The following is a 19,962-nucleotide window of genomic DNA, read 5'->3' as shown; positions in this document are numbered from 1 at the left end:
GAAGCTGAAACTTCAGGGCTGCTCGATCTCGGCCCAGATCGGCAGGTGATCGGAGGCGTCGCGGGCCTGAGCGCCCCTAAAGACGCCGCAGTCCAGCAGGTTCAGGTGTTGTGACATGGCGATCCGGTCAAAGCGCAGCCGTGGCATCGGCGCCGGATAGGAGGGGCCGGGCGCGACGACCCGGAACCCGGCAAGGGATTCCAGGCCCCGGCTGTCATGCCATTCGTTGAAATCGCCCATCATGACGATGTTGTCATCCGCGATCCGCGCCGCCTGCGCCGTGATCCGCGCCAGTTGCGCCCGGCGCGAGGACCGGGCAAGGCCCAAATGGACGCCGATCACCGTCAGGCGCGGCAGCCGCAACACGACCGCCCCGCGTGGCTCCAGCCCCGGCAGGGGCAGGCGGCGCAGCACCGCCTGTTCGGCCAGATCCGGCCGCATCAGGATCGTCTGCCCGTGCCAGCCCAGAGAGTTTTCGCCGGTGGTCGTCATGTCCGCCGGAACCAGTCCCGTCGCGTCGCGGATCAGGCGGCGGGGCAGGGCCTCGGGGCGGGCGCCAAGGCGGAAATCGACCTCTTGCAGGGCGATGATGTCGGGCTTCAAGGCGGCGATGACCGCAAGATTGCGTTCAGGTGCGTGCGGACCCGTCAGCCCGCGACATTTGTGAAGATTGTAACTTGCCAGTCTCAACAACGAGATATTGCCCTTGGGTGCCGGTCGCAGGATAGCCGGCGGCCGGGGCGCTGCAAGCGGATCGCGCGCGCCCGCCATTCCTTGCCTGCGTTTTAATCAGGTGCCGCAGAAGGTCTGGTGAACGATCTGTTCGGACCGGGGCGCATCGGCCAGGTCGTTCCAGTCGGCGCGTCCCTCTCGGGGATGCGTCACGGCATCGAACAACCGCCGGAAGGGGCCAAGGTCGCCTGTCACGGCGGCGGCAATCGCCTCCTCGATCCGGTGGTTGCGCGGGATGCGGAGGGGGTTTGCGTGGCGCAACAGGTCGGGATCGGGGTTTTGGGCCTGCCAGTCCCTGGCCCAGGCGTCGAAGACATCGCGGTCGATGAATTCATCCCGCGCGCTGCCATCGGAAAGCCCGGCAAAGACGCGGGTGAAGTCGGCCCGCTGCTGCGCCATCATGGTCAGCAGGCGTTCGGTCAGGGGCTGCACGTCGGCAGCTTCGGTCAGGCCCAGCTTTTCGCCGAAACGCCGCCGCCATGCGGCCTGATAAAGGGGCGCGAAGGCGTGGACGGATTTCGTTGCGGCCTCGATGGCGGCGTCACGCTCGCCCATCAGCGGGATCAGGCAGGTGGCAAGCTGCGCCAGGTTCCAGACCGCGATCTGCGGCTGCTGCGCCCAGGCATAGCGCCCGCCCCGGTCGATGGACGAAAACACCGTATCGGGGTGATAGGCGTCCATGAAGGCGCAGGGGCCATAGTCGATGGTCTCGCCCGACACCGCCATGTTGTCGGTGTTCATCACCCCATGGATGAAGCCAAGAGCCATCCAATGCGCGATGGTTTCGGCCTGACGCGCGATGACATGATCCAGCAGCGACAGGGGGCCGTTCGCGGTCGGATAATGGCGGGCAATGACGTGGTCGGTCAGCGCGGCCAAGGCGTCCTCCTGCCCCCGGACGGCGAAATACTGGAAGGTGCCGACGCGGATATGGCTGGAGGCCACGCGGGTCAGGACTGCGCCCGGCAGCCCCTGTTCGCGCCAAACGGTTTCGCCGGTTGCGACAGCCGCCAGGGCGCGGGTGGTGGGCACGCCCATCGCGTGCATGAATTCGCTGACGATGTATTCGCGCAGCACCGGCCCCACCCAGGCCCGCCCGTCGCCGCGCCGGGAAAAGGGCGTCGGTCCGCTGCCCTTCAACTGGATGTCGAAGCGCGCGCCATCGGGGGCCACGACCTCGCCCAGCAGGACCGCGCGCCCGTCGCCAAGCTGAGGCACGAAGCCGCCGAACTGGTGGCCCGCATAGGCCTGGGCAATCGGCTCGGCCCCCTGCGGGACGGCATTTCCCGCCAGCATCGCCACGCCTTCCGGGCCGGACAGCCAGGCCGCATCCAGGCCCAGCCGGTGCGCCAGCCCTTCGTTCAGCGCCAGCAGGCGGGGCTCGGCCACGGGGGTAGGCGCGACGCGGGCAAAAAAGCCCTGCGGCAGGCGGGCATAGCTGTTGTCGAAATGGATCATCGGGGCCTCCTGTCCCTTTCATCTAGGGGCAGGAGGCTTGCGGAAAAAGGGGCGGGGCCGTCAGCCGCGCGGCTTCACATGCGGCGACCGGGTGATGCCCGCGCTATGCAGCGCGCCCGCAACGGCTCCGCCAGCAAGCGGCGCCAGGATGAACAGCCACAGTTGCGACAGCGCCTGGCCGCCCACGAAGACCGCCGGCCCGATGGAGCGCGCGGGGTTTACCGACACGCCCGTCACGTCGATGCTCACCAGGTGGATCCCGGCCAGCGTCAACCCGATGGCCAGGCCGCCAAAGCCTGCGGGCGCGTCGGTCTGCGTGGCGCCCAAGATGACGGTCACGAACAGGAAGGTCGCCACGAATTCGAACACCAGGGCCGAAAGCATCGTATAGCCGCCGTTATAGCCGGTGCCCCAGCCGTTCTGGCCCAGGCCGTTCTGCGCGATGGAATAATCCGCCTTGCCCGAGGCAATGACATAGACAACCGCCGCAGCCGCCAGCGCCCCCAGGATCTGCGCGATGCAATAGGCGACGAAATCGCCCCCGCCCATCCGGCCCGAGGTCAGGAAGCCCAGCGACACCGCCGATTCAACTGCGCGCCCGAAATCGCGCCCAGGCCATAGGCCGCGGCGACGATGGACAGGCCGAAAGCCATGGCGATGCCGTGGAAACCGATATGGGCGCCCATCAGGACCGCCGAACCGACGCCGAAAAACACAAGGATGAAGGTGCCGATGAATTCGGCCAATGCTTTGCTTGACATGATTACTCTCCACACAGAAGCGGGTCCATTCGGGATCCCCAGATTCAATGACGGAGTCGTGAGTTAATTTGCAAGACGCTTGCGCCTCTTGAACGCGCAGGCGCGGGCGCGTATCGCATTCCCTTGAACAGGAGCCTGCGCCATGAAATTCCTCGATCTTGCCAAGGTCTATATCCGCTCGGGCGGGGGCGGCGCGGGCTGCGTGTCCTTCCGGCGCGAGAAGTTCATCGAATATGGCGGGCCCGATGGCGGCGACGGCGGCAATGGCGGCGATGTCTGGGCCGAGGCGGTGGACGGGCTGAACACCCTGATTGATTTCCGCTATCAGCAGCATTTCTTCGCCAAATCCGGCCAGCACGGCATGGGCAGCCAGATGACCGGCAAGTCGGGCGAGGACATCACCCTGAAGGTGCCGGTCGGGACCGAGATCCTGGAGGAGGATGAGGAAACCGTCATCGCCGACCTGACCGAACCCGGCCAGCGGGTGCTGCTGGCGCGTGGCGGCAATGGCGGCTGGGGGAACCTGCATTTCAAGACCTCGACCAACCGCAGCCCGCGCAATGCCAATCCGGGCCAGCCGGGGGTCGAACGCACGATCTGGCTGCGGCTGAAGCTGATCGCGGATGCGGGGCTGGTGGGGCTGCCCAATGCCGGGAAATCGACCTTTCTGGCCGCCGTGTCGAACGCCCGGCCCAAGATCGCGGATTACCCCTTCACCACGCTGCACCCGAACCTGGGCGTGGTCGGCATCGACGGATACGAGTTCGTCATGGCCGACATCCCCGGCCTGATCGAGGGCGCCAGCGAGGGCAGGGGCCTGGGCGACCAGTTCCTGGGCCATGTCGAACGCAGCAACGTGCTGCTGCATCTGGTCGATGGCACCTCCGAGAATGTGGCGACGGATGCCCGCACCATCCTGACCGAGCTTGAGGCCTATTCCCCCGTCCTGATGCAGAAGCCGCGCGTGACGGCGCTGAACAAGATCGACGCGCTTGACGATGAGACGATTGCCGAACGCAAGGCCGCGCTGGAGGCCGAGATCGGCGGTCCCGTCCTGTTGATGTCGGGCGTGGCCAAGCTGGGCGTGACCGAGGTTCTGCGCGCGCTCTGGTCGCAGATCGAACCGACCCGCCGCGCCGCCAAGTCCGAACCCGAGGCGCCATGGCAGCCGTAAGCCCGACGTTGACGCAGGCGCGGCGGCTGGTCGTCAAGGTCGGTTCGGCGCTGCTGGTGGATGAAAACGGCTTGCGCGGCGACTGGCTGCGGGCCTTGTGCGACGACGTTGCCGAATGGCGGATGCGCGGCTGCGATGTGGTGCTGGTGTCGTCCGGGTCCATCGCCCTTGGACGTCGGGTGCTGGGTTTGCCCGGCGGTGCCCTGCCGCTGGAACAGGCGCAGGCCGCAGCCGCCGTGGGCCAGATCCGGCTGGCGCGCGCCTATGAGGAGGCGCTGGCCCCCCATGGCGTGAGCACCGCGCAGGTGCTGCTGACGCTGGAGGACAGCGCGGACCGCCGCCGTTACCTCAACAGCCGCGCGACCATGCAGACGCTGCTGTCGCTGGGCGTCGTGCCCATCGTCAACGAAAACGACACGGTGGCGACCGACGAGATCCGCTTCGGCGACAACGACCGGCTGGCCGCCCAGATCGCCGTGACCTGCGGGGCGGACCAGTTGCTGCTGCTGTCGGACGTGGACGGGCTTTACACCGCCAATCCCAAGACCGACCCGACCGCTCGCCACCTTCCAGTGATCGAGCAACTGACCCCGGAAATCGAGGCCATGGGCGGCGATCCGGTGTCTGGCCTGTCCAAGGGCGGGATGAAGACCAAGCTGATGGCCGCGCGCACGGCGATTGCCGGGGGTTGCGCCATGGCGATTGCCGAAGGGTCGGTCATGCGGCCCCTGTCGGCGGTGGCGAACGGGGCGCGTTGCAGCTGGTTCCTGCCCGAAAGCGATCCGCAGGTTGCGCGCAAACGCTGGATCGCTGCAATGAAGCCGAAGGGCGCGCTGGTGGTTGACCAAGGCGCGGTCGAGGCATTGGGTCGTGGCAAGTCGCTGCTGCCCGCAGGGGTGCGTACGGTCGTGGGCGAGTTCGGCCGGGGCGACCCGGTGGCGATCACCGGCCCCTCGGGCGAGACGCTGGCGACCGGCCTGACCCGCTATACCGCCGATGAGGCGCGGCGTATCGCGGGCCACCGTTCCGACCGGATCGAGGAACTTCTGGGATATACCGGTCGCGCCGCCCTGGTCCATCGCGACGACATGGCCCTGTAGCAAGACGCCCCGGCCCTGCACCGGGGCGCCAAGGATCAGGCAGCCTTCTTGCCGCTGCCGTAACGGTCATAGAAGCCCCGCCCGCTGTCCACCATGTCGCGCAGCATCTGCGGCGCGGCGAAGCGGTCGCCGTAAGCGGCAGTCAGCCGGTCGCAGATTTCGACCGCGCGGGTCGCGCCCAGCATGTCCAGCCAGGCGAAGGGCCCACCCGTCCAAGGTGCAAATCCCCAGCCGAGAATCGCGCCCACGTCGCCTTCGCGGATGTCCTCCAGCACGCCCTGTTCAAGGGCGCGCACGGCCTCCAGCGTCTGCGCGAACATCAGGCGGTGCTGCACGGTGGTCAGGCCCGGCTGGTCGTCCGACTGCGGATACTGCGCCGCCAGCCCATCCCACAGTCCCTGCCGCTTGCCATCCGCGTCATAGGCATAGAAGCCCGCGTTCGACTTGCGCCCCAGGCGGCCCTGATCGGCCATCCAGAACAGCACCTCGTCCACCGCGCTGTCGGGATAGGCGTCACCCATGGCCGCGCGGGTGGCCTTGGCGATCTTCACGCCCAGGTCGATGCTGGTTTCATCGACCAGTTGCAGCGGGCCAAGCGGCATCCCCATCATCTTGGCGGCATTTTCCACCAGGACCGGATTCACCCCCTCGGCCACCATGCGGATGCCTTCGTTGATATAGGGAATGATGCAGCGGTTGGCATAGAAGAAACGCGCATCGTTCACCACGATCGGCGTCTTGCGGATCTGGCGCACGAAATCCAGCGCCTTGGCAACCGCCACGGGGCCGGTTTCGCGCCCCTTGATGATCTCGACCAGCATCATCTTGTCCACGGGGCTGAAGAAATGGATGCCGATGAACTGGTCGGGACGGGCGCTGGCCTTCGCCAGGTCGCTGATCGGCAGGGTCGAGGTATTGGTGGCGAAGATCGCGCCTTCGGGGATCACAGCCTCGGCCTTCTTCGTGACCTCGGCCTTGACCTGCGGATCCTCGAATACCGCTTCCACGATCAGGTCGCAGCCTTCAAGCGCGGCGTAATCGGTGGTGGCGGTGATGCGGGCCAGCACCTCGGCCTTCTTGTCCTCGGTCGATTTCTTGCGGCTGATGGCCTTGTCCAGCAGCCCTTCGGAATAGGACTTGCCCTTGTCGGCGGCTTCCTGTTTCGCGTCGATCAGCACCACCTGGATCCCCGCCATGGCGCTGACATAGGCGATGCCCGCCCCCATCATGCCCGCGCCCAGAATGCCGACCTTCTTCACCGACTGGTCCGGCGCTTCGGGGCGGTTCGCGCCCTTCTCCAGCGCCTCCTTGTTGATGAACAGGCTGCGGATCATCGCGGTCGATGAGGGGTTCATCAGCACATTGGTGAACCAGCGCGCCTCGACCTTCAGCGCCGTGTCAAAGGGCACCTGCGCGCCTTCATAGACGGCCGATAGCAGCGCTTTGGCGGCGGGATAGACGCCCATGGTCTTGGCGTTGACCATGGCGGATGCGCCCACGAAGGTCATGAAGCCCGCAGGGTGATAGGGCTCTCCCCCCGGCATCTTGTAGCCCTTCTGGTCCCAAGGCTTGACCAGATCGGTGTCCTTCGCGTTCAGCACCCACTCGCGCGCGGCGGCAACCGGATCGTCCACCACCTCGTCGATCAGCCCGGCGGCCTTGGCCTTCTTCGGCTCAGACAGCTTGCCTTCCAGCAGGAAGGGCGCTGCGGCCATGGCACCCAGCTTGCGCGACAGGCGGATGGTGCCGCCACCACCGGGGAAGATGCCGACCATGATCTCGGGCAGGCCGATCTTGGCCTTCGGGTTGTCGGCGGCAAAGATGCGGTGCGTGGCCAGCGGTAGTTCAAGCCCGATGCCAAGCGCCGTGCCGGGCAGTGCGGTGGCGATGGGCTTGCCGCCCTTGAGCGTTTTCGGGTCCATGCCCGCCCGCTCTATCTTGCGCAGGACGTGGTGCAGCGACATGATCCCGTCGAACACCGCCTGCGCGCCGCCCTTCTTCATGCCCGCGATGACGTTCAGGTCCATCCCGGCGGCAAAGTCCTTCTTGCCGCTGGTGATGACGATGCCCTTGACGGCCTGATCGGCCAGGGCATCGTCGATCAGCGCGTTCAGTTCGGACGCGCCCTCCAGCGACAGCACGTTCATCGACTTGCCGGGCACGTCCCAGGTGATGACGGCGACGCCATCGGCGTCCTTCTGCATGGTGAAATCGGTCATTCGTTCTCTCCCTTGGTCGAGTAGGGGGTGCCGTCCAGATGCGTGTACCCTCGTGGCGTCGCGATCATGTCGAGGCCCGGATAATGCGTGATGTTGTTCGGGTTTCGGCTGCCCGCGATCAGATAGACGGCAGGCTTGCCGGTATGGTTCTGCAGCGTATGAGCGACCGGAGTGCCCGCCTTCCAGCAGCAGGCATCGCCGGGATGGATGACGACAGGCACGCCGTCCTCGATCACGGTCAGTTCGCCTTCCAGCATGTAGAGGAACTCGTCCTCATGCTGTTCCCAATGCGGTTGGCTTGACTGCTTGCCCGGATGCAGCGTTTCCAAGGCGATGCCGAACTGGGTCAGCCCACCCGCCTCGGTCAGGTGGCGATAGGACAGGAAGCTGCGACCGAGATTGTAGGGTTCGGGATAGCCCGAAACCGCCTCGGTCAAGGGCACGCTGTCCTTGCGCAGGATCATCACACGCGCTCGATGATGGTGGCCGCGCCCATCCCTGACGCGATGCACAAGGTTGCAAGGCCGACGTTCTTGTCCTGCCGTTCCAGCTCATCCAGCAGAGTGCCGATGATGATCGCGCCGGTCGCTCCCAGGGGGTGGCCCATGGCCATCGCGCCGCCGTTCACGTTGACCTTGCCGGGATCGACCTGGAAGGCCTGCATGAAGCGCAGGACCACGGCGGCGAAGGCCTCGTTCACCTCGAACAGGTCGATGTCACTGATGGACATGCCGCTGTCGGACAGGATCTTTTCGGTCACGGGAACCGGGCCGGTCAGCATGATCGTGGGATCGGTGCCGATCTTGGCGGTGGCGCGGATGCGGGCGCGGGGCTTCAAGCCATGCGCCTTGCCAAAGTCTTCGTTCCCGATCAGCACGGCGGCGGCGCCGTCCACGATGCCGCTGCTGTTCCCGGCATGGTGAATGTGGTCGATATGATCCAGATGCGGGTATTTCAGCATCGCGACCTTGTCGAAGCCGGGCATCACCTCGCCCATGTCCTTGAAGGCGGGCTTCAGCTTGGCCAGATCTTCCATGGTCGTGCCGGGGCGCATGTATTCGTCGCGGTCAAGGATGGTCAGGCCGTTCTGGTCCCGGACCGGCACGATGGAGCGGGCAAAGCGACCTTCCTCCCATGCGCGCGCGGCGCGGTTCTGGCTTTCCACGGCCAGCTTGTCGGCCTCCTCGCGGGTGAAGCCGTATTCGGTGGCGATGATGTCGGCGCTGATGCCCTGGGGCACGAAATAGGTCTTCATCGCCAAGGACGGATCGACGGCGATGGCCGCCCCGTCGCTGCCCATGGGCACCCGGCTCATCATCTCGACGCCCCCGGCGATATAGCCGTTGCCTGCGCCTGCCTTGACCTGGTTGGCGGCCAGGTTCACGGCCTCCATGCCGCTGGCGCAGAAGCGGTTGATCGACAGGCCGGGAATGCGTTCGTCCAGGTCCGAGGCCAGCACGGCGGACCGCGCCAGGCAGCCGCCCTGTTCCTTGACCTGGGTGACATTGCCCCAGATCACATCCTCGACCGCGTTGCCTTCCAGGTTGTTGCGTTCCTTGACGGCGTTCAGCAGTCGGGCCGACAGGGCCAGCGAGGTCACTTCGTGCAGGCTGCCGTCGGAACGGCCCTTGCCGCGCGGCGTGCGGGCGGCGTCATAGATAAAGGCGTCGGTCATGCGTCCTCCTTCGGCGCCCGGTCCGATGGATTGCCGGGCATCAGATCATAGGGGTGTTTCCAGCCGGGCAGGGCTTTGAGCCCGTCCAGCCAGCGGTCGATATGGGGCCAGTCCGTGCGGTCGAAGCCGAAGGGCTCGGGGTAGAACAGGTATCCGCAGCAAGCGAAGTCGGCAATGGTGGGGGTGCTGTCGGCGACCCATTCGCGGGTGGACAGGTGGTCGTTCAGCACTTTGTAGGCTGCCTTTAATCGGCCCTGCAGGTATTCCGCCGCGCCTGCCGGGCGCTTGCCTTCGGGCAGGAAGTTCAGCAGGAACCGCGCGGGTCCGGCCTGGCCCGACAGCTTGTGATTGTCGAACATCAACCAGCGCAGGGTTTCGTTCCGGTCGCGGCCCAGGAACCTGCCGGTCCGTTCGGCGATGTGAAGCTGGATCACGGCGGATTGCGTCAGGGTCAGGTCGCCTTCGCGGAAAACCGGAACCTCGCCCATGGCGTTGATGGCACGGAAGGCGGGGCTGCGCGCCTCGCCGTTGAAGAAATCGACATAGAAGGGCGTCCAGTCATAGCCCGCCAGTTCCATCGTCAGCGCCGCCTTGTAGGCGTTGCCGGATTCGCCAAAGCACCAGAGTTGCGCGGTCATTCTTATCCTCCACCGCCGGGGGCTTCGCGCCCCCGGACCCCCGCGGGGGTATTTTCACAAAGAAGAAGCGGCCGAGTTAATCCTTTCTCAAGGTTTCTGGGCTAATCCTGACGACGCGGTACAGGCTGGGGAGCCGATGACCGCCAAAGGAGAAGCCGCCCCGGTTCCTGGCTGAGACATGCCGAGCCTGCCGGAAGGCAGGAGGGGCCGGGGCGCACCAGCTTCGTGCTTCTTCTTTGCACAAATACCCACGCGACCTCTCCACACGCGATCCCGTCAGAACGCCTCCGCCTCCAGTTCCATCACCGGCTCCGCCCCCGACTGGATACGCGCCAGATGCGTGGCGGTCATGGGCAACTGCCGCTTCATGTAATAGCGCCCGGTCGCCAGTTTGGTCTTCAGGAACGCCGCGTCGCCCGTGCCCGCGACCAGGGTTGTCTGCGCCGCGACCGCCATCTGTCCCCACATCAGCCCAAGCACGACATGGCCGAACAGGTGCATGAAGTCATAGCTGCCTGACAGGGCGTCGTTGGGGTTCTTCATGCCGCGTTCCATGAAGAACATGGCGGCGGTCTGCAGATCCTTCGACGCGGCCTTCAGGGGCGCGATGAAATCGGCGGCAATGGCGCTGTCGCCATGCTGCCTGCAGAAGGCCTTGACCAGTTCGAAGAAAGCCATGACATGCTTGCCGCCGTCCTGCGCCAGCTTGCGCCCGACCAGATCCAGGGCCTGCACGCCGTTCGCGCCTTCATAGATCATGGTGATCCGGGCATCGCGGACGAACTGCGACATGCCTGATTCCTCGATATAGCCGTGGCCACCGAAGACCTGCTGGGCCAGAACGGCCGTCTCGAACCCCTTGTCGGTCAGGAAGCCCTTGATGACAGGGGTCAGCAGCGATACCAGCCCTTCGGCATCCACGTCCCCCTGATGCGCCTTGTCGATCAGGTGCGCGCCCCACAGGACCAGCATCCGCGCGCCTTCCAGAAAAGACTTCTGGTCCATCAGGCTGCGGCGGATGTCTGGATGGACGATCAGCGGGTCGGCCGGTCCCTGCGGATTGGCAGCCCCCGTCACCGCGCGGCCCTGCAGGCGATCCCTGGCATAGGCGACGGCGTTCTGATAGGCGGGCACGGCGCAGGCATAGCCTTGCAGGCCGACGCCAAGGCGGGCTTCGTTCATCATCGTGAACATGGCCCGCATCCCCTTGTGCAGATCGCCCAGCAGCCACCCCTTGGCACCGTCATAGTTCATGACGCAGGTCGCATTGCCGTGGATGCCCATCTTCTCCTCGATCTTGCCGACCGAGACGGGGTTGCGCGCGCCCAGAGATCCGTCCTCGTTCACCAGAAACTTCGGAACGATGAACAGGCTGATGCCCTTGGTGCCCTCGCCCCCGCCGGGCGCCTTGGCCAGAACCAGGTGGATGACGTTTTCCGCCAGGTCGTGATCGCCCGCCGAGATGAAGATCTTCTGGCCCGTGATCAGGTAGCTGCCATCGGCCTGCGGTTCCGCCTTGGTGCGCAGGATGCCCAGATCGGTGCCGCTATGCGGCTCGGTCAGGTTCATGGTACCGGTCCAGTCGCAGGACACCATCTTCGGTAGATAGGTCCGCTTCTGTTCCTCGGTCCCGTGGACGTGGATCGCGGAATAGGCGCCGTGGGTCAGGCCCTGGTACATGTTGAAGGCCATGTTGGCCGACACGAACATCTCTCCGGTCGCCACGCCCATGACATAGGGCATCCCCTGGCCGCCATATTCGGGATCGCAGTCAAGCGCCGTCCAGCCGCCGTCCTTCATCGCCTGGAAGGCCTTGTCGAAACCGTCGGGCGTGCGCACCACGCCATTCTCAAGGCGGCAACCCTGCCGGTCGCCCACCGCGTTCAGCGGCGCCAGAACCTCGGCCGCCAGCTTGCCGGCGGCGTCCAGGATCGCCTCGGTGAAGTCGGGATCCAGATCGGCGTGGCCGGGCAGGCCGGATTGCGACAGCTTCAGAACGTCATGCAGCGCAAACTGCATGTCGCGGATCGGCGGGTTGTAGATGGTCATGGCGCTACCCTGTGCTTTTGGCTTTGGACGCGGCGTTCAGGCGGGTTTCTGCATCGGAAAGCTGAGTCTTGAGTTCGACGATCGCCTCGCTCAGTTCAGCATACTGGCGCTCCATGTCCGCAAGGCGCTGCCGTCCGACCGCGATGGTCGCGGCGATCTGCGTCTTGTTCGTGCCGCCGGGCTCGTAAAGCTCCAGCAACTGGCGGATTTCCTCCAAGCTGAAGCCGAACCGCTTGCCGCGCAGGATCAGCGTCAGCCGCGCCCTGTCCCGGCGGTCATACAGGCGATGCTGCCCGCGACGTTCGGGAAAGATCAGCTCGCGCGCCTCATAAAAGCGCAGCGTGCGGGGGGTGACGCCGAACGCATCGCACATCTGGCGAATCGTCATCAGCTCGTCGGACATGGATCGCGGTTCCTCCTCATTCACCGTCTGCCGTCCTTGACCGCAGATATAGGGCCAAGTTGACGCGAACGTAAGCAAGACGCCGCGTCACAGGTGAAGTCAAGGCGAAGCGTGACGCCGGGTCAACCCATCTTGCTCAACTCTTGCGCGGCCGTTTCGCGCAGGGCCTGCAGATCGGCGCGGGCAGCGTTCAGCTCGGCGATCTGGCCGTCCAGAACCTTCAGCTGGCGGTCCGCCAGATCCAGCCAGACCTGGTACTGTTCGCGCGATCCCTTTTGTTCATAGATCAGCAGCCACTGCCGGATTTCCTCGAGCGAGAAGCCAAAGCGGCGGCCGCGCAGGATCAGCGTCATGCGGGCGACTTCGCGGGGACCGTAAAAGCGCGCGCGGCCTTCCTTCCGGGGGCTGAGAAGTTCGATATATTCGTAATAGCGCAGCGTGCGGGGGGTTACGTCGAAGCGCGCGCACATGTCCTTGAAGCTGATCGTCTGCTCGCCCGGCATCCGCCCCTCCTGGTTCCGATTTTCGGGAAGGCTAGCTTGTCGCAAGGCGCTTCTCAACCTATGCGCAAGTCTTTGTCTGCGGGCTTGAGCAAGAAAGCCTGTCGGGCATAGCGTGGCACGAACAGGAAGGCGGCAATCGTGGAAGATGGCAAGACCGTGAACATCGACCAGACGCGAATCGCGCAGCAGTTCATCGAGGCGATTCCCCATGCGCGCGCCCTGGGGATGCGGGTCGATGCGCTCGGCGCGGGGACGGCGGTCATCAGCATGCCCTGGGCCGAACATCTGGTCGGCGACCCGCGCAGCGGGGTGGTGCATGGCGGCGTGGTGTCGGCGCTGATGGATACCTGCTGCGGGGCGGCGGTGATGTCCCATCCCTCGGGGCCGGGCTCCACGGCGACCATCGACCTGCGCATCGACTACATGCGGTCCGCGACCAAGGGGCAGCGGATCACGGCGCGGGCCGAATGCTATCACCTGACGCGCAGCGTGGCCTTTGTCCGCGCCGTGGCCCTGGACGAGGATGAAGCCAACCCCGTCGCCGCCGCCACCGGCACCTTCACGGTCGAAAGGTGATGGCCATGGACCGCCGCGAACCGCTGGACCAGATCAAGTCGCGCCGCGATTCGGCCCTGTCCGCCCTTGTATCGGGCGTGCCCTACCTGACCTGGCTGGGCATCCGCTTCGACCGGCGCGGGGACGAACTGACCGCCACCCTGCCTTACGATGAAAAGCTGATCGGCAACCCGTTGCTGCCCGCGCTGCATGGCGGGGTGACGGCGGCCTTCCTGGAAACCACGGCGATCATCGAACTGGCTTGGGCCGCCATGTGGGAGGATATGGAGTCTGGCCGCATCGTCCCCGACGCCGCCGTCGGCGCCAGCCTGCCGCGCCTGCCGAAGACCATCGACTTCACGGTGGATTATCTGCGCAGCGGATTGCCGCGCGATGCCTATGCCCGCGCCAGGGTGGTGCGGTCGGGGCGGCGCTATGCAAGCGTCCAGGTCGAGGCCTGGCAGGACAACCGTTCGCGGCTGCTGGCGCAGGCCACGGGGCATTTCCTGATGCCGCAGGGCTGAGCAGCGCGGACATGGACAGGCTGACCCACCGGCGGGTGCTGGCGATTGCCCTCCCCATCGTTCTGTCGAATGCCACGGTTCCGCTGCTGGGGCTGGTGGACACCGGCGTGATCGGGCAGCTTGGCCAGCCCCAGGCCATCGGCGCCGTCGCCATCGGGTCGGTGATCCTGACCTCGATCTACTGGATCTTCGGGTTTCTTCGGATGGGCACCTCGGGCCTCGTGGCGCAGGCGCAAGGCGCGGGCGACAGGGCCGAGGCGGGCGCGCATCTGCTGCGCGCGCTTGCCATTGCGGGGTCTGTGGGGGCTTTCTTCATCCTGTGCCAGGGCGCGATCTTCTGGGCTGCCTTCCAGCTGGCGCCAACCTCGGCGGCGGTCGAGGCGCTGGCGCGGGGCTATCTGACGATCCGCATCTGGGGGGCGCCCGCCACCATCGCGCTTTACGCCATCACCGGCTGGCTGATCGCGGTCGAGCGGGCCAGGTCGGTCCTGCTGCTGCAACTGGTGCAGAACGGACTGAACGCAGTCCTGTCGGTCTGGCTCGTGTTGGGGCTGGGGCTTGGCGTGCCGGGAGTTGCCGCAGCCACGCTGCTGTCCGAATGGTGCGGGCTGCTGCTGGGGTTGTGGATGACCCGCGGGGCCATGGCGCAGGGGCTGGCTGCGGCGGGCCTGTTCGCGCGGGACAAGCTGAACCGCCTGGCGCGCGTGAACAGCGACATCATGATCCGGTCGGTGCTGCTGCAGGCCAGCTTTACCAGCTTCGTGTTCCTGGCGGCCGGGCAGGGGGACGTGACGCTGGCCGCGAACCAGGTGCTGCTGCAATTCCTGTCGATTACCGCCTATGCCCTGGACGGCTTTGCCTTTGCCGCCGAAAGCCTGGTGGGGCAGGCCGTCGGCGCCCGCAGGCCGGGCGGTGTCCGGCTGGCCTCGGCCCTGACCTCGGCCTGGGGCGCCGGCGGGGCGGCGGTCCTGGCTCTGGCCTTCTGGCTGGGCGGCGGGGCGATCATCGACCTGCTGACGACCTCGCCAGAAGTGCGGGCCGAGGCGCGCCTTTACCTGCCCTGGCTGGGGCTTGCGCCGCTGGTCGGCGTGGGGGCCTGGATGCTGGACGGCATCTTCATCGGTGCGACGCTGACGCGCGACATGCGCGTGGCGATGATCTGGTCGGCCCTTGTCTTCCTGGCCGCCGTCCTGCTGCTGCCGCCCGTTTGGGGCAACCATGGACTTTGGGCCGCGCTGATGGCGCTGAACCTGTCGCGCGGCATCACCATGGCGCTGCGCTACCCTCGCGCCGAGGCTGCGGCGATGCCGGCGTGACGAAGGAAGGGGCCGGACGGCCCCTGCCGGTCATTCGCTTTCGTCGATGACCTGCCTGCGGGCAACGTCCATCAGTTCGGCCATCTTGGCGCGGATATCGGCCTCATCCGCCCGGCCCTCCAGATCGGCGGCCAGCTTGCGGCTGACATCATGCGTTCCCGCCCCCTCGAAGTCCGAGGTGACGACGGTCAGGGCATAGCGGTGCGCCTCGTCGCCCTGCATCCCCATGAGGCTTGCCGCCCATTCGCCCAGCAGGCGGTTGCGCCGCGCCTCGGCCTTGAAGCGCAGTTCGGCATCATGGGCGAACTTCGTCTCGTAGGCGCGTTCCCGGTCGTCGAAGGTGGTCATCATGGCCTCCATGTTGCCTTGAACACGGATCTTAGCCCGGCTGCGAAGGCTTGCAAGCCTCTCGTATTGCCCCCGGTGCCGCTTGTAAGGTAAGGCGCGGGGACAAGGGATATGCGAAAGGACGCCCGCCATGGCACCGCGCCGCAAGAAGATCTACGAAGGCAAGGCGAAGATCCTGTACGAGGGCACTGAACCCGGCACGCTTGTCCAGTATTTCAAGGACGACGCGACCGCCTTCAACGCGCAGAAAAAGGCCGTGATCGAAGGCAAGGGCGTCCTGAACAACCGTTTGTCCGAATTCTTCATGAACGGGCTGACGAATATCGGCGTCCCCAACCACTTCATCCGCCGCATCAACATGCGCGAGCAATTGATCCGCCAAGTCGAGATCGTGCCGCTGGAGGTGATCGTGCGCAACTTCGCCGCCGGATCGCTGTCCAAGCGCCTGGGGCTTGAGGAAGGCACGCTGCTGCCGCGCCCCATCGTCGAATACAGCTTCAAGAACGACGAACTGGGCGATCCGATGGTGTCCGAGGAATACATCATCGCCTTCGGCTGGGCGACCCAGCAGGATCTGGACGACATCGTGTCGCTGGCGCTGCGCGTCAACGACTTCCTGTCGGGCGTCTTCTATGGCGTCGGCATCAAGCTGATCGACTTCAAGATCGAGATCGGCCGCGTCTGGGACAACGACTTCATGCGCCTGATCGTCGCGGACGAGATCAGCCCCGACAGTTGCCGGTTGTGGGACATGAAGACCGGGCAGAAGCTGGACAAGGACGTGTTCCGCCGCGACCTGGGCAACCTGACCGATGCCTATACCGAGGTCGCGCGTCGTCTTGGCCTGATGCCCGCCAACACCACCAGCCTGAAACCGACTGCGATCAACTGAAGGAAGACGCCATGAAAGCCCCCCTAAAAGCCCGGGTCACGATCATGCTGAAGGATGGCGTTCTGGATCCGCAGGGCGAGGCGATCCGCCACGCGCTTGGCGGCCTGGGCCACCGGGGCGTCGCGGGCGTCCGACAGGGCAAGCTGATCGAGCTGGACCTGGAGGCGACCGACGCGGCGCAGGCCAAGGCCGAAGTCGAGAAGATGTGCGAAGGGCTTCTGGCCAATACCGTGATCGAGAAATACTCGGTCGAGATTGTCTGACGCAGCGGCAACCTGCGTTTATCGTCAGGTTGCCCCGCAGACCCCGTTGCAAATGCGCCGGGATTATCGCCCAATGCGCCGATGATGAACGATAAAGCCGTCCCGACCGATGCCGCGCCCGTGATCCATATCCAGGGGCTTCACAAGGCCTATGGCTCGGTCGAGGTTCTGAAGGGCGTCAGCATGACGGCCCCGCGCGGGCATGTGGTCAGCCTGATCGGATCGTCGGGGTCGGGCAAGTCCACGCTGCTGCGCTGCTGCAACCTGCTGGAAAACAGCCAGGCGGGCGAGATCGCCTTTGAAGGGGAATCCGTCCGCTGGAAAGGGCAGGGCGCGGCGCGCGTGCCCGCCGACCGCGCGCAGGTGATGCGGTTCCGCACCAACCTGTCGATGGTCTTCCAGCAGTTCAACCTGTGGTCCCACATGACGATCCTGCAGAACGTCATGGAGGCCCCGGTGACCGTTCTGGGAGAGGACCGCGCCCAGGTCGAGGCGCGCGCCCGCGCGCTGCTGGACAAGGTCGGTATCGGCAACAAATGCGACGCCTGGCCCGCGCAACTGTCAGGGGGCCAGCAGCAGCGCGCAGCCATCGCCCGCGCGCTTTGCATGCAGCCCAAGGCGCTGCTGTTCGACGAACCGACAAGCGCGCTGGATCCCGAATTGCAGCAGGAGGTCGTCCGCGTCATCAAGGATCTGGCGGGCGAACACCGCACCATGATCATTGTGACGCACGACATGCGGCTGGCCGCCGATGTCAGCGACCATGTGGTTTTCCTCCACCAGGGCCTGATCGCCGAGGAAGGCCCGCCCGAACAGCTTTTCGGCGCGCCGCAGACGGATCGGCTGCGCCAGTTCCTCAGTGCCTCGACGCACTGACAAGACGTACCAACAGGAGACAACAGAATGAAGAAACTGCTGATTGCCGCGACTGCCCTGGCGCTGACCGCAGGCATGGGCCTGGCCCAGACCGTCCGCATGGGGACCGAGGGCGCCTATCCTCCGTACAACTTCATCGACGACAATGGCGAGGTCGCGGGGTTCGAGCGGGAACTGGGCGACGAGCTGTGCAAGCGCGCGCAACTGGACTGCACCTGGGTCAAGAACGACTGGGATTCGATCATCCCCAACCTGGTGTCGTCGAACTATGACACGATCATGGCCGCGATGAGCATCAACGAGGAACGTAAGGCCGTCATCGACTTCACCCAGGATTACCTGCCGCCCGCGCCGTCGTCCTATGTCGCGTTGAACGATGGGGTGGATCTGGAGGGCGGCGTGATCGCGGTCCAGACCGGCACCGTGCAGGCCTCCCATATCGCGGAAACCGGCGCGACGATGCTGGAGTTCCCGAACATCGACCAGGTTCTGGCCGCCATCCGCAACGGAGAGGCGGATGCGGGCTTTGGCGACCACGAGGTGATGCGCCCCTTTGTCGAGGACAGCAACGACCTGGTCTTCGTAGGCGAGCAGGTCAAGCTGGACGAGGGCATCGGCGTGGGCCTGCGCAAGTCCGACACCGAATTGCGCGAGAAACTGGACGCGGCCATCACCTCGATGAAGGAAGACGGCAGCCTGAACGCGCTGATCAAGAAGCATTTTGGCGACGAGGCGCAGACCTACGAATGACCTGAGGCGCCACGGGGCGAGTGATGTTTTCCTATTGCAGCGACCCATCGGTGCTGGAAGAGCTTGCCTGGTTGTCATGTTATCTGACGACCGGCACGCACCTGCTGTTCTATGCCAGCTTCGCCGTGGTGCTGTTGCTTCTGGCGATCACCGCCCCGGTCGCGCTGCTGTTCGGATATGGCGGCGCGATGGCGTCCCGGTCCCGCATCGCGCCGGTCCGCTGGTTCGGGCGGATCTATACGGCGATGGTGCGGGGCGTGCCTGACATCATCTTCTTCCTGTTCGTGCCGATCGCCTTGGACCAAGGCCTGGAATGGCTGCGCCACAAGGCCTTGTGCGACAGCGACGCGCCGGTGCGGCAAGGCAACGATTTCGTCGTCTGCGCGGCGGCGAAGCTGCCCTTGTCCACCAGCCCCGAATGGGTCCATGACATCTATGCCATGGTTCTGGCGGTCATCGCCTTTTCCATCGTCTTCGGCGCCTTCGCGGCCAATGTGCTGTATGGCGCCATGCAGGCCGTCCCCCGCGCGCAACTGGAAACGGCCGAGGCCTACGGCATGACCCCCCGGCAGGTTACGCGCCGCATCCTGGTGCCGCAGATGTGGACCTATGCGCTGCCGGGCCTGTCGAACTTGTGGATGATCCTCATCAAGGCCACGCCCCTGCTGTTCCTGCTGGGGATCGAGGATATCGTTTACTGGGCCCGCGAACTGGGCGGGGCCAAGACGCGGTCCTTCGCCTATCCGCATCCCGACTGGCGGCTGTATTACTTCCTGGTCGTGCTGGCCTTCTATTTGCTGATGACCTGGGTGTCGGAAAAGGTGCTGGACCGGATGACCGCCCGCCTGACCAGGGGCCAGGCCACCATGGCGGGCGAGGCGCAGCGCAAGGCGGGCGCGCTATGACCTGCGCGCAGACGATCCTTGACTATGGGCTGCGGTCGCTGGGCTTTGGCGAACGGCTGCTGCCGCGCAGCGACTTCACGCTGTGCCAGCAGTTCACGTTGATCGGCTCGGGCCTGATCTGGAACCTGTATTTCGCCTTCTTCGCGCTGCTGTTCGGGTTCTTCCTGGCGACCGGGCTGGCGCTGGCCAAGACCAGCACCAATCCCCTGCTGCGCAAGCCCGCCGAGGCCTTCATCTTCGTCTTTCGCGGCAGTCCGCTGTTCATCCAGTTCTTCCTGGCCTACGAGGCTCTGGTGCTGCTGCCCCGCGCCGGCGTCGAAATCTTCGGCCTGACAGTGGCGACAAGCTGGCTGGCCAAGGCCTGGGCCGGGGCGCTGATCGTGCTGACGCTGAACACCGCCGCCTATTCCGCGCAGATCTTTTACGGTGCGCTGATGGCAGTGCCCAAGGGCGACATCGAGGCCGCCGAAGCCTATGGCATGACCGGCTGGACCAAGTTCCGCCGCGTGTTGTGGCCCACCATGCTGCGCCTGGCTTGGCCGTCCTATACGAACGAGGCGATCTTCCTGTTCCACGCGACCACGCTGGTGTTCTTTTCCGGCTTCCCGGCCTTCCAGCAGCGGGGCGACAGCCTGTATTACGCCAGCTATTTCGCGGGCCAGACCTTCAACCCCTTCGTCGCTTATCCCATCGTGGCGGGTTATTTCATTCTTTGCACGCTGACGCTGATCGGGCTGTTCGGCATCGTGAACCGGCGCCTGAACCGCCATCTGCCCGGCGCCGCCCGACGCATCAGATACCGCCCGCAAATCTTCCGGTGA

General features: G+C 65.6%; 21 protein-coding genes and 1 pseudogene. 11 read left to right on the top strand and 11 right to left on the bottom strand.

Annotated elements, in window-relative coordinates:
• Positions 1-12 precede the first annotated feature (12 nt).
• From AAIL68_RS11460 to AAIL68_RS11450, 3 genes and pseudogenes are all read right to left on the bottom strand, one after another.
• Positions 13-690 carry an endonuclease/exonuclease/phosphatase family protein gene (locus tag AAIL68_RS11460; protein ID WP_347139907.1) on the bottom strand — a complete coding sequence of 226 codons (678 nt, stop codon included), beginning with the start codon at positions 688-690 and terminating at the stop codon, positions 13-15.
• A 99-nt stretch (positions 691-789) separates the two neighbouring features.
• Positions 790-2,190: a protein adenylyltransferase SelO gene (locus tag AAIL68_RS11455; protein ID WP_347139906.1), complete on the bottom strand. Its 1,401-nt coding sequence runs from the start codon at positions 2,188-2,190 to the stop codon at positions 790-792.
• 60 nt (positions 2,191-2,250) lie between these two features.
• Positions 2,251-2,951, bottom strand: a pseudogene (locus AAIL68_RS11450) (aquaporin).
• 142 nt (positions 2,952-3,093) lie between these two features.
• Between AAIL68_RS11450 and obgE the strand changes: the two are divergent.
• Positions 3,094-4,125, top strand: a complete 1,032-nt coding sequence (obgE, locus tag AAIL68_RS11445) for a GTPase ObgE (RefSeq protein WP_347139905.1) — start codon at positions 3,094-3,096, stop codon at positions 4,123-4,125.
• Positions 4,113-5,225 (top strand): glutamate 5-kinase, encoded by a 1,113-nt coding sequence (gene proB, locus AAIL68_RS11440; RefSeq protein ID WP_347139904.1) that lies wholly within the window; start codon positions 4,113-4,115, stop codon positions 5,223-5,225. The genes obgE and proB overlap by 13 nt, the downstream gene beginning before the upstream one ends.
• Positions 5,226-5,260: 35 nt before the next feature.
• Here proB and AAIL68_RS11435 read toward each other — a convergent pair whose 3' ends face one another.
• From AAIL68_RS11435 to AAIL68_RS11405, 7 genes are all read right to left on the bottom strand, one after another.
• A complete protein-coding gene (locus tag AAIL68_RS11435; protein ID WP_347139903.1) occupies positions 5,261-7,444 on the bottom strand; it encodes a 3-hydroxyacyl-CoA dehydrogenase NAD-binding domain-containing protein in 2,184 nt (727 codons plus the stop codon).
• Positions 7,441-7,908 (bottom strand): cupin domain-containing protein, encoded by a 468-nt coding sequence (locus tag AAIL68_RS11430; RefSeq protein ID WP_347139902.1) that lies wholly within the window; start codon positions 7,906-7,908, stop codon positions 7,441-7,443. The genes AAIL68_RS11435 and AAIL68_RS11430 overlap by 4 nt, the downstream gene beginning before the upstream one ends.
• Positions 7,908-9,119, bottom strand: a complete 1,212-nt coding sequence (locus AAIL68_RS11425; protein ID WP_347139901.1) for an acetyl-CoA C-acetyltransferase — start codon at positions 9,117-9,119, stop codon at positions 7,908-7,910. Before AAIL68_RS11425 ends, AAIL68_RS11430 begins: the two co-directional genes overlap by 1 nt.
• Complete coding sequence (locus AAIL68_RS11420; RefSeq protein ID WP_347139900.1) at positions 9,116-9,757, bottom strand: glutathione S-transferase family protein; 642 nt, start codon at positions 9,755-9,757, stop codon at positions 9,116-9,118. The genes AAIL68_RS11425 and AAIL68_RS11420 overlap by 4 nt, the downstream gene beginning before the upstream one ends.
• A gap of 276 nt (positions 9,758-10,033) precedes the next feature.
• Positions 10,034-11,806 (bottom strand): acyl-CoA dehydrogenase C-terminal domain-containing protein, encoded by a 1,773-nt coding sequence (locus AAIL68_RS11415; RefSeq protein ID WP_347139899.1) that lies wholly within the window; start codon positions 11,804-11,806, stop codon positions 10,034-10,036.
• Between the two features lie 4 nt (positions 11,807-11,810).
• Positions 11,811-12,209: a MerR family DNA-binding transcriptional regulator gene (locus AAIL68_RS11410; protein WP_347139898.1), complete on the bottom strand. Its 399-nt coding sequence runs from the start codon at positions 12,207-12,209 to the stop codon at positions 11,811-11,813.
• 122 nt (positions 12,210-12,331) lie between these two features.
• Positions 12,332-12,712 (bottom strand): MerR family DNA-binding transcriptional regulator, encoded by a 381-nt coding sequence (locus AAIL68_RS11405; protein WP_347139897.1) that lies wholly within the window; start codon positions 12,710-12,712, stop codon positions 12,332-12,334.
• Positions 12,713-12,868: 156 nt separating this feature from the next.
• Between AAIL68_RS11405 and AAIL68_RS11400 the strand changes: the two genes are divergently transcribed.
• From AAIL68_RS11400 to AAIL68_RS11390, 3 genes are read left to right on the top strand one after another with little or no spacing between them, the layout of a single operon-like run.
• Entirely contained in the window at positions 12,869-13,288 is a 420-nt protein-coding gene (locus AAIL68_RS11400; protein ID WP_347139933.1) for a PaaI family thioesterase, read from the top strand.
• Positions 13,288-13,791, top strand: a complete 504-nt coding sequence (locus AAIL68_RS11395; RefSeq protein ID WP_347139896.1) for a PaaI family thioesterase — start codon at positions 13,288-13,290, stop codon at positions 13,789-13,791. The genes AAIL68_RS11400 and AAIL68_RS11395 overlap by 1 nt, the downstream gene beginning before the upstream one ends.
• A gap of 11 nt (positions 13,792-13,802) precedes the next feature.
• Entirely contained in the window at positions 13,803-15,107 is a 1,305-nt protein-coding gene (locus AAIL68_RS11390; RefSeq protein ID WP_347139895.1) for an MATE family efflux transporter, read from the top strand.
• Positions 15,108-15,137: 30 nt separating this feature from the next.
• Here the strand turns inward: AAIL68_RS11390 and AAIL68_RS11385 are convergent, their stop codons facing one another.
• Positions 15,138-15,455: a DUF1476 domain-containing protein gene (locus AAIL68_RS11385; RefSeq protein WP_347139932.1), complete on the bottom strand. Its 318-nt coding sequence runs from the start codon at positions 15,453-15,455 to the stop codon at positions 15,138-15,140.
• Between the two features lie 130 nt (positions 15,456-15,585).
• On the opposite strand from AAIL68_RS11385, the gene purC reads away from it, so the two are divergent.
• From purC to AAIL68_RS11355, 6 genes are all read left to right on the top strand, one after another.
• On the top strand, positions 15,586-16,347 hold the full coding sequence (gene purC / locus AAIL68_RS11380; RefSeq protein WP_268941687.1) for a phosphoribosylaminoimidazolesuccinocarboxamide synthase: 762 nt from the start codon (positions 15,586-15,588) through the stop codon (positions 16,345-16,347).
• Positions 16,348-16,358: 11 nt separating this feature from the next.
• Positions 16,359-16,610: a phosphoribosylformylglycinamidine synthase subunit PurS gene (gene purS / locus AAIL68_RS11375; RefSeq protein WP_347139894.1), complete on the top strand. Its 252-nt coding sequence runs from the start codon at positions 16,359-16,361 to the stop codon at positions 16,608-16,610.
• Positions 16,611-16,694: 84 nt separating this feature from the next.
• Positions 16,695-17,486, top strand: coding sequence for an ATP-binding cassette domain-containing protein (locus tag AAIL68_RS11370; RefSeq protein ID WP_347139931.1), 792 nt, complete (start codon positions 16,695-16,697; stop codon positions 17,484-17,486).
• 27 nt (positions 17,487-17,513) lie between these two features.
• Positions 17,514-18,236, top strand: a complete 723-nt coding sequence (locus AAIL68_RS11365; protein ID WP_347139893.1) for a transporter substrate-binding domain-containing protein — start codon at positions 17,514-17,516, stop codon at positions 18,234-18,236.
• Positions 18,237-18,259: 23 nt separating this feature from the next.
• Positions 18,260-19,141 (top strand): ABC transporter permease subunit, encoded by an 882-nt coding sequence (locus AAIL68_RS11360; protein ID WP_347139892.1) that lies wholly within the window; start codon positions 18,260-18,262, stop codon positions 19,139-19,141.
• Entirely contained in the window at positions 19,138-19,962 is an 825-nt protein-coding gene (locus tag AAIL68_RS11355; RefSeq protein ID WP_347139891.1) for an ABC transporter permease subunit, read from the top strand. The genes AAIL68_RS11360 and AAIL68_RS11355 overlap by 4 nt, the downstream gene beginning before the upstream one ends.

It is taken from the genome of Paracoccus sp. SSK6, assembly GCF_039770665.1.
Classification (GTDB): domain Bacteria; phylum Pseudomonadota; class Alphaproteobacteria; order Rhodobacterales; family Rhodobacteraceae; genus Paracoccus.
Note: the sequence above shows the minus strand (reverse complement) of the source record. Positions and strands in the feature narration are given on the sequence as shown.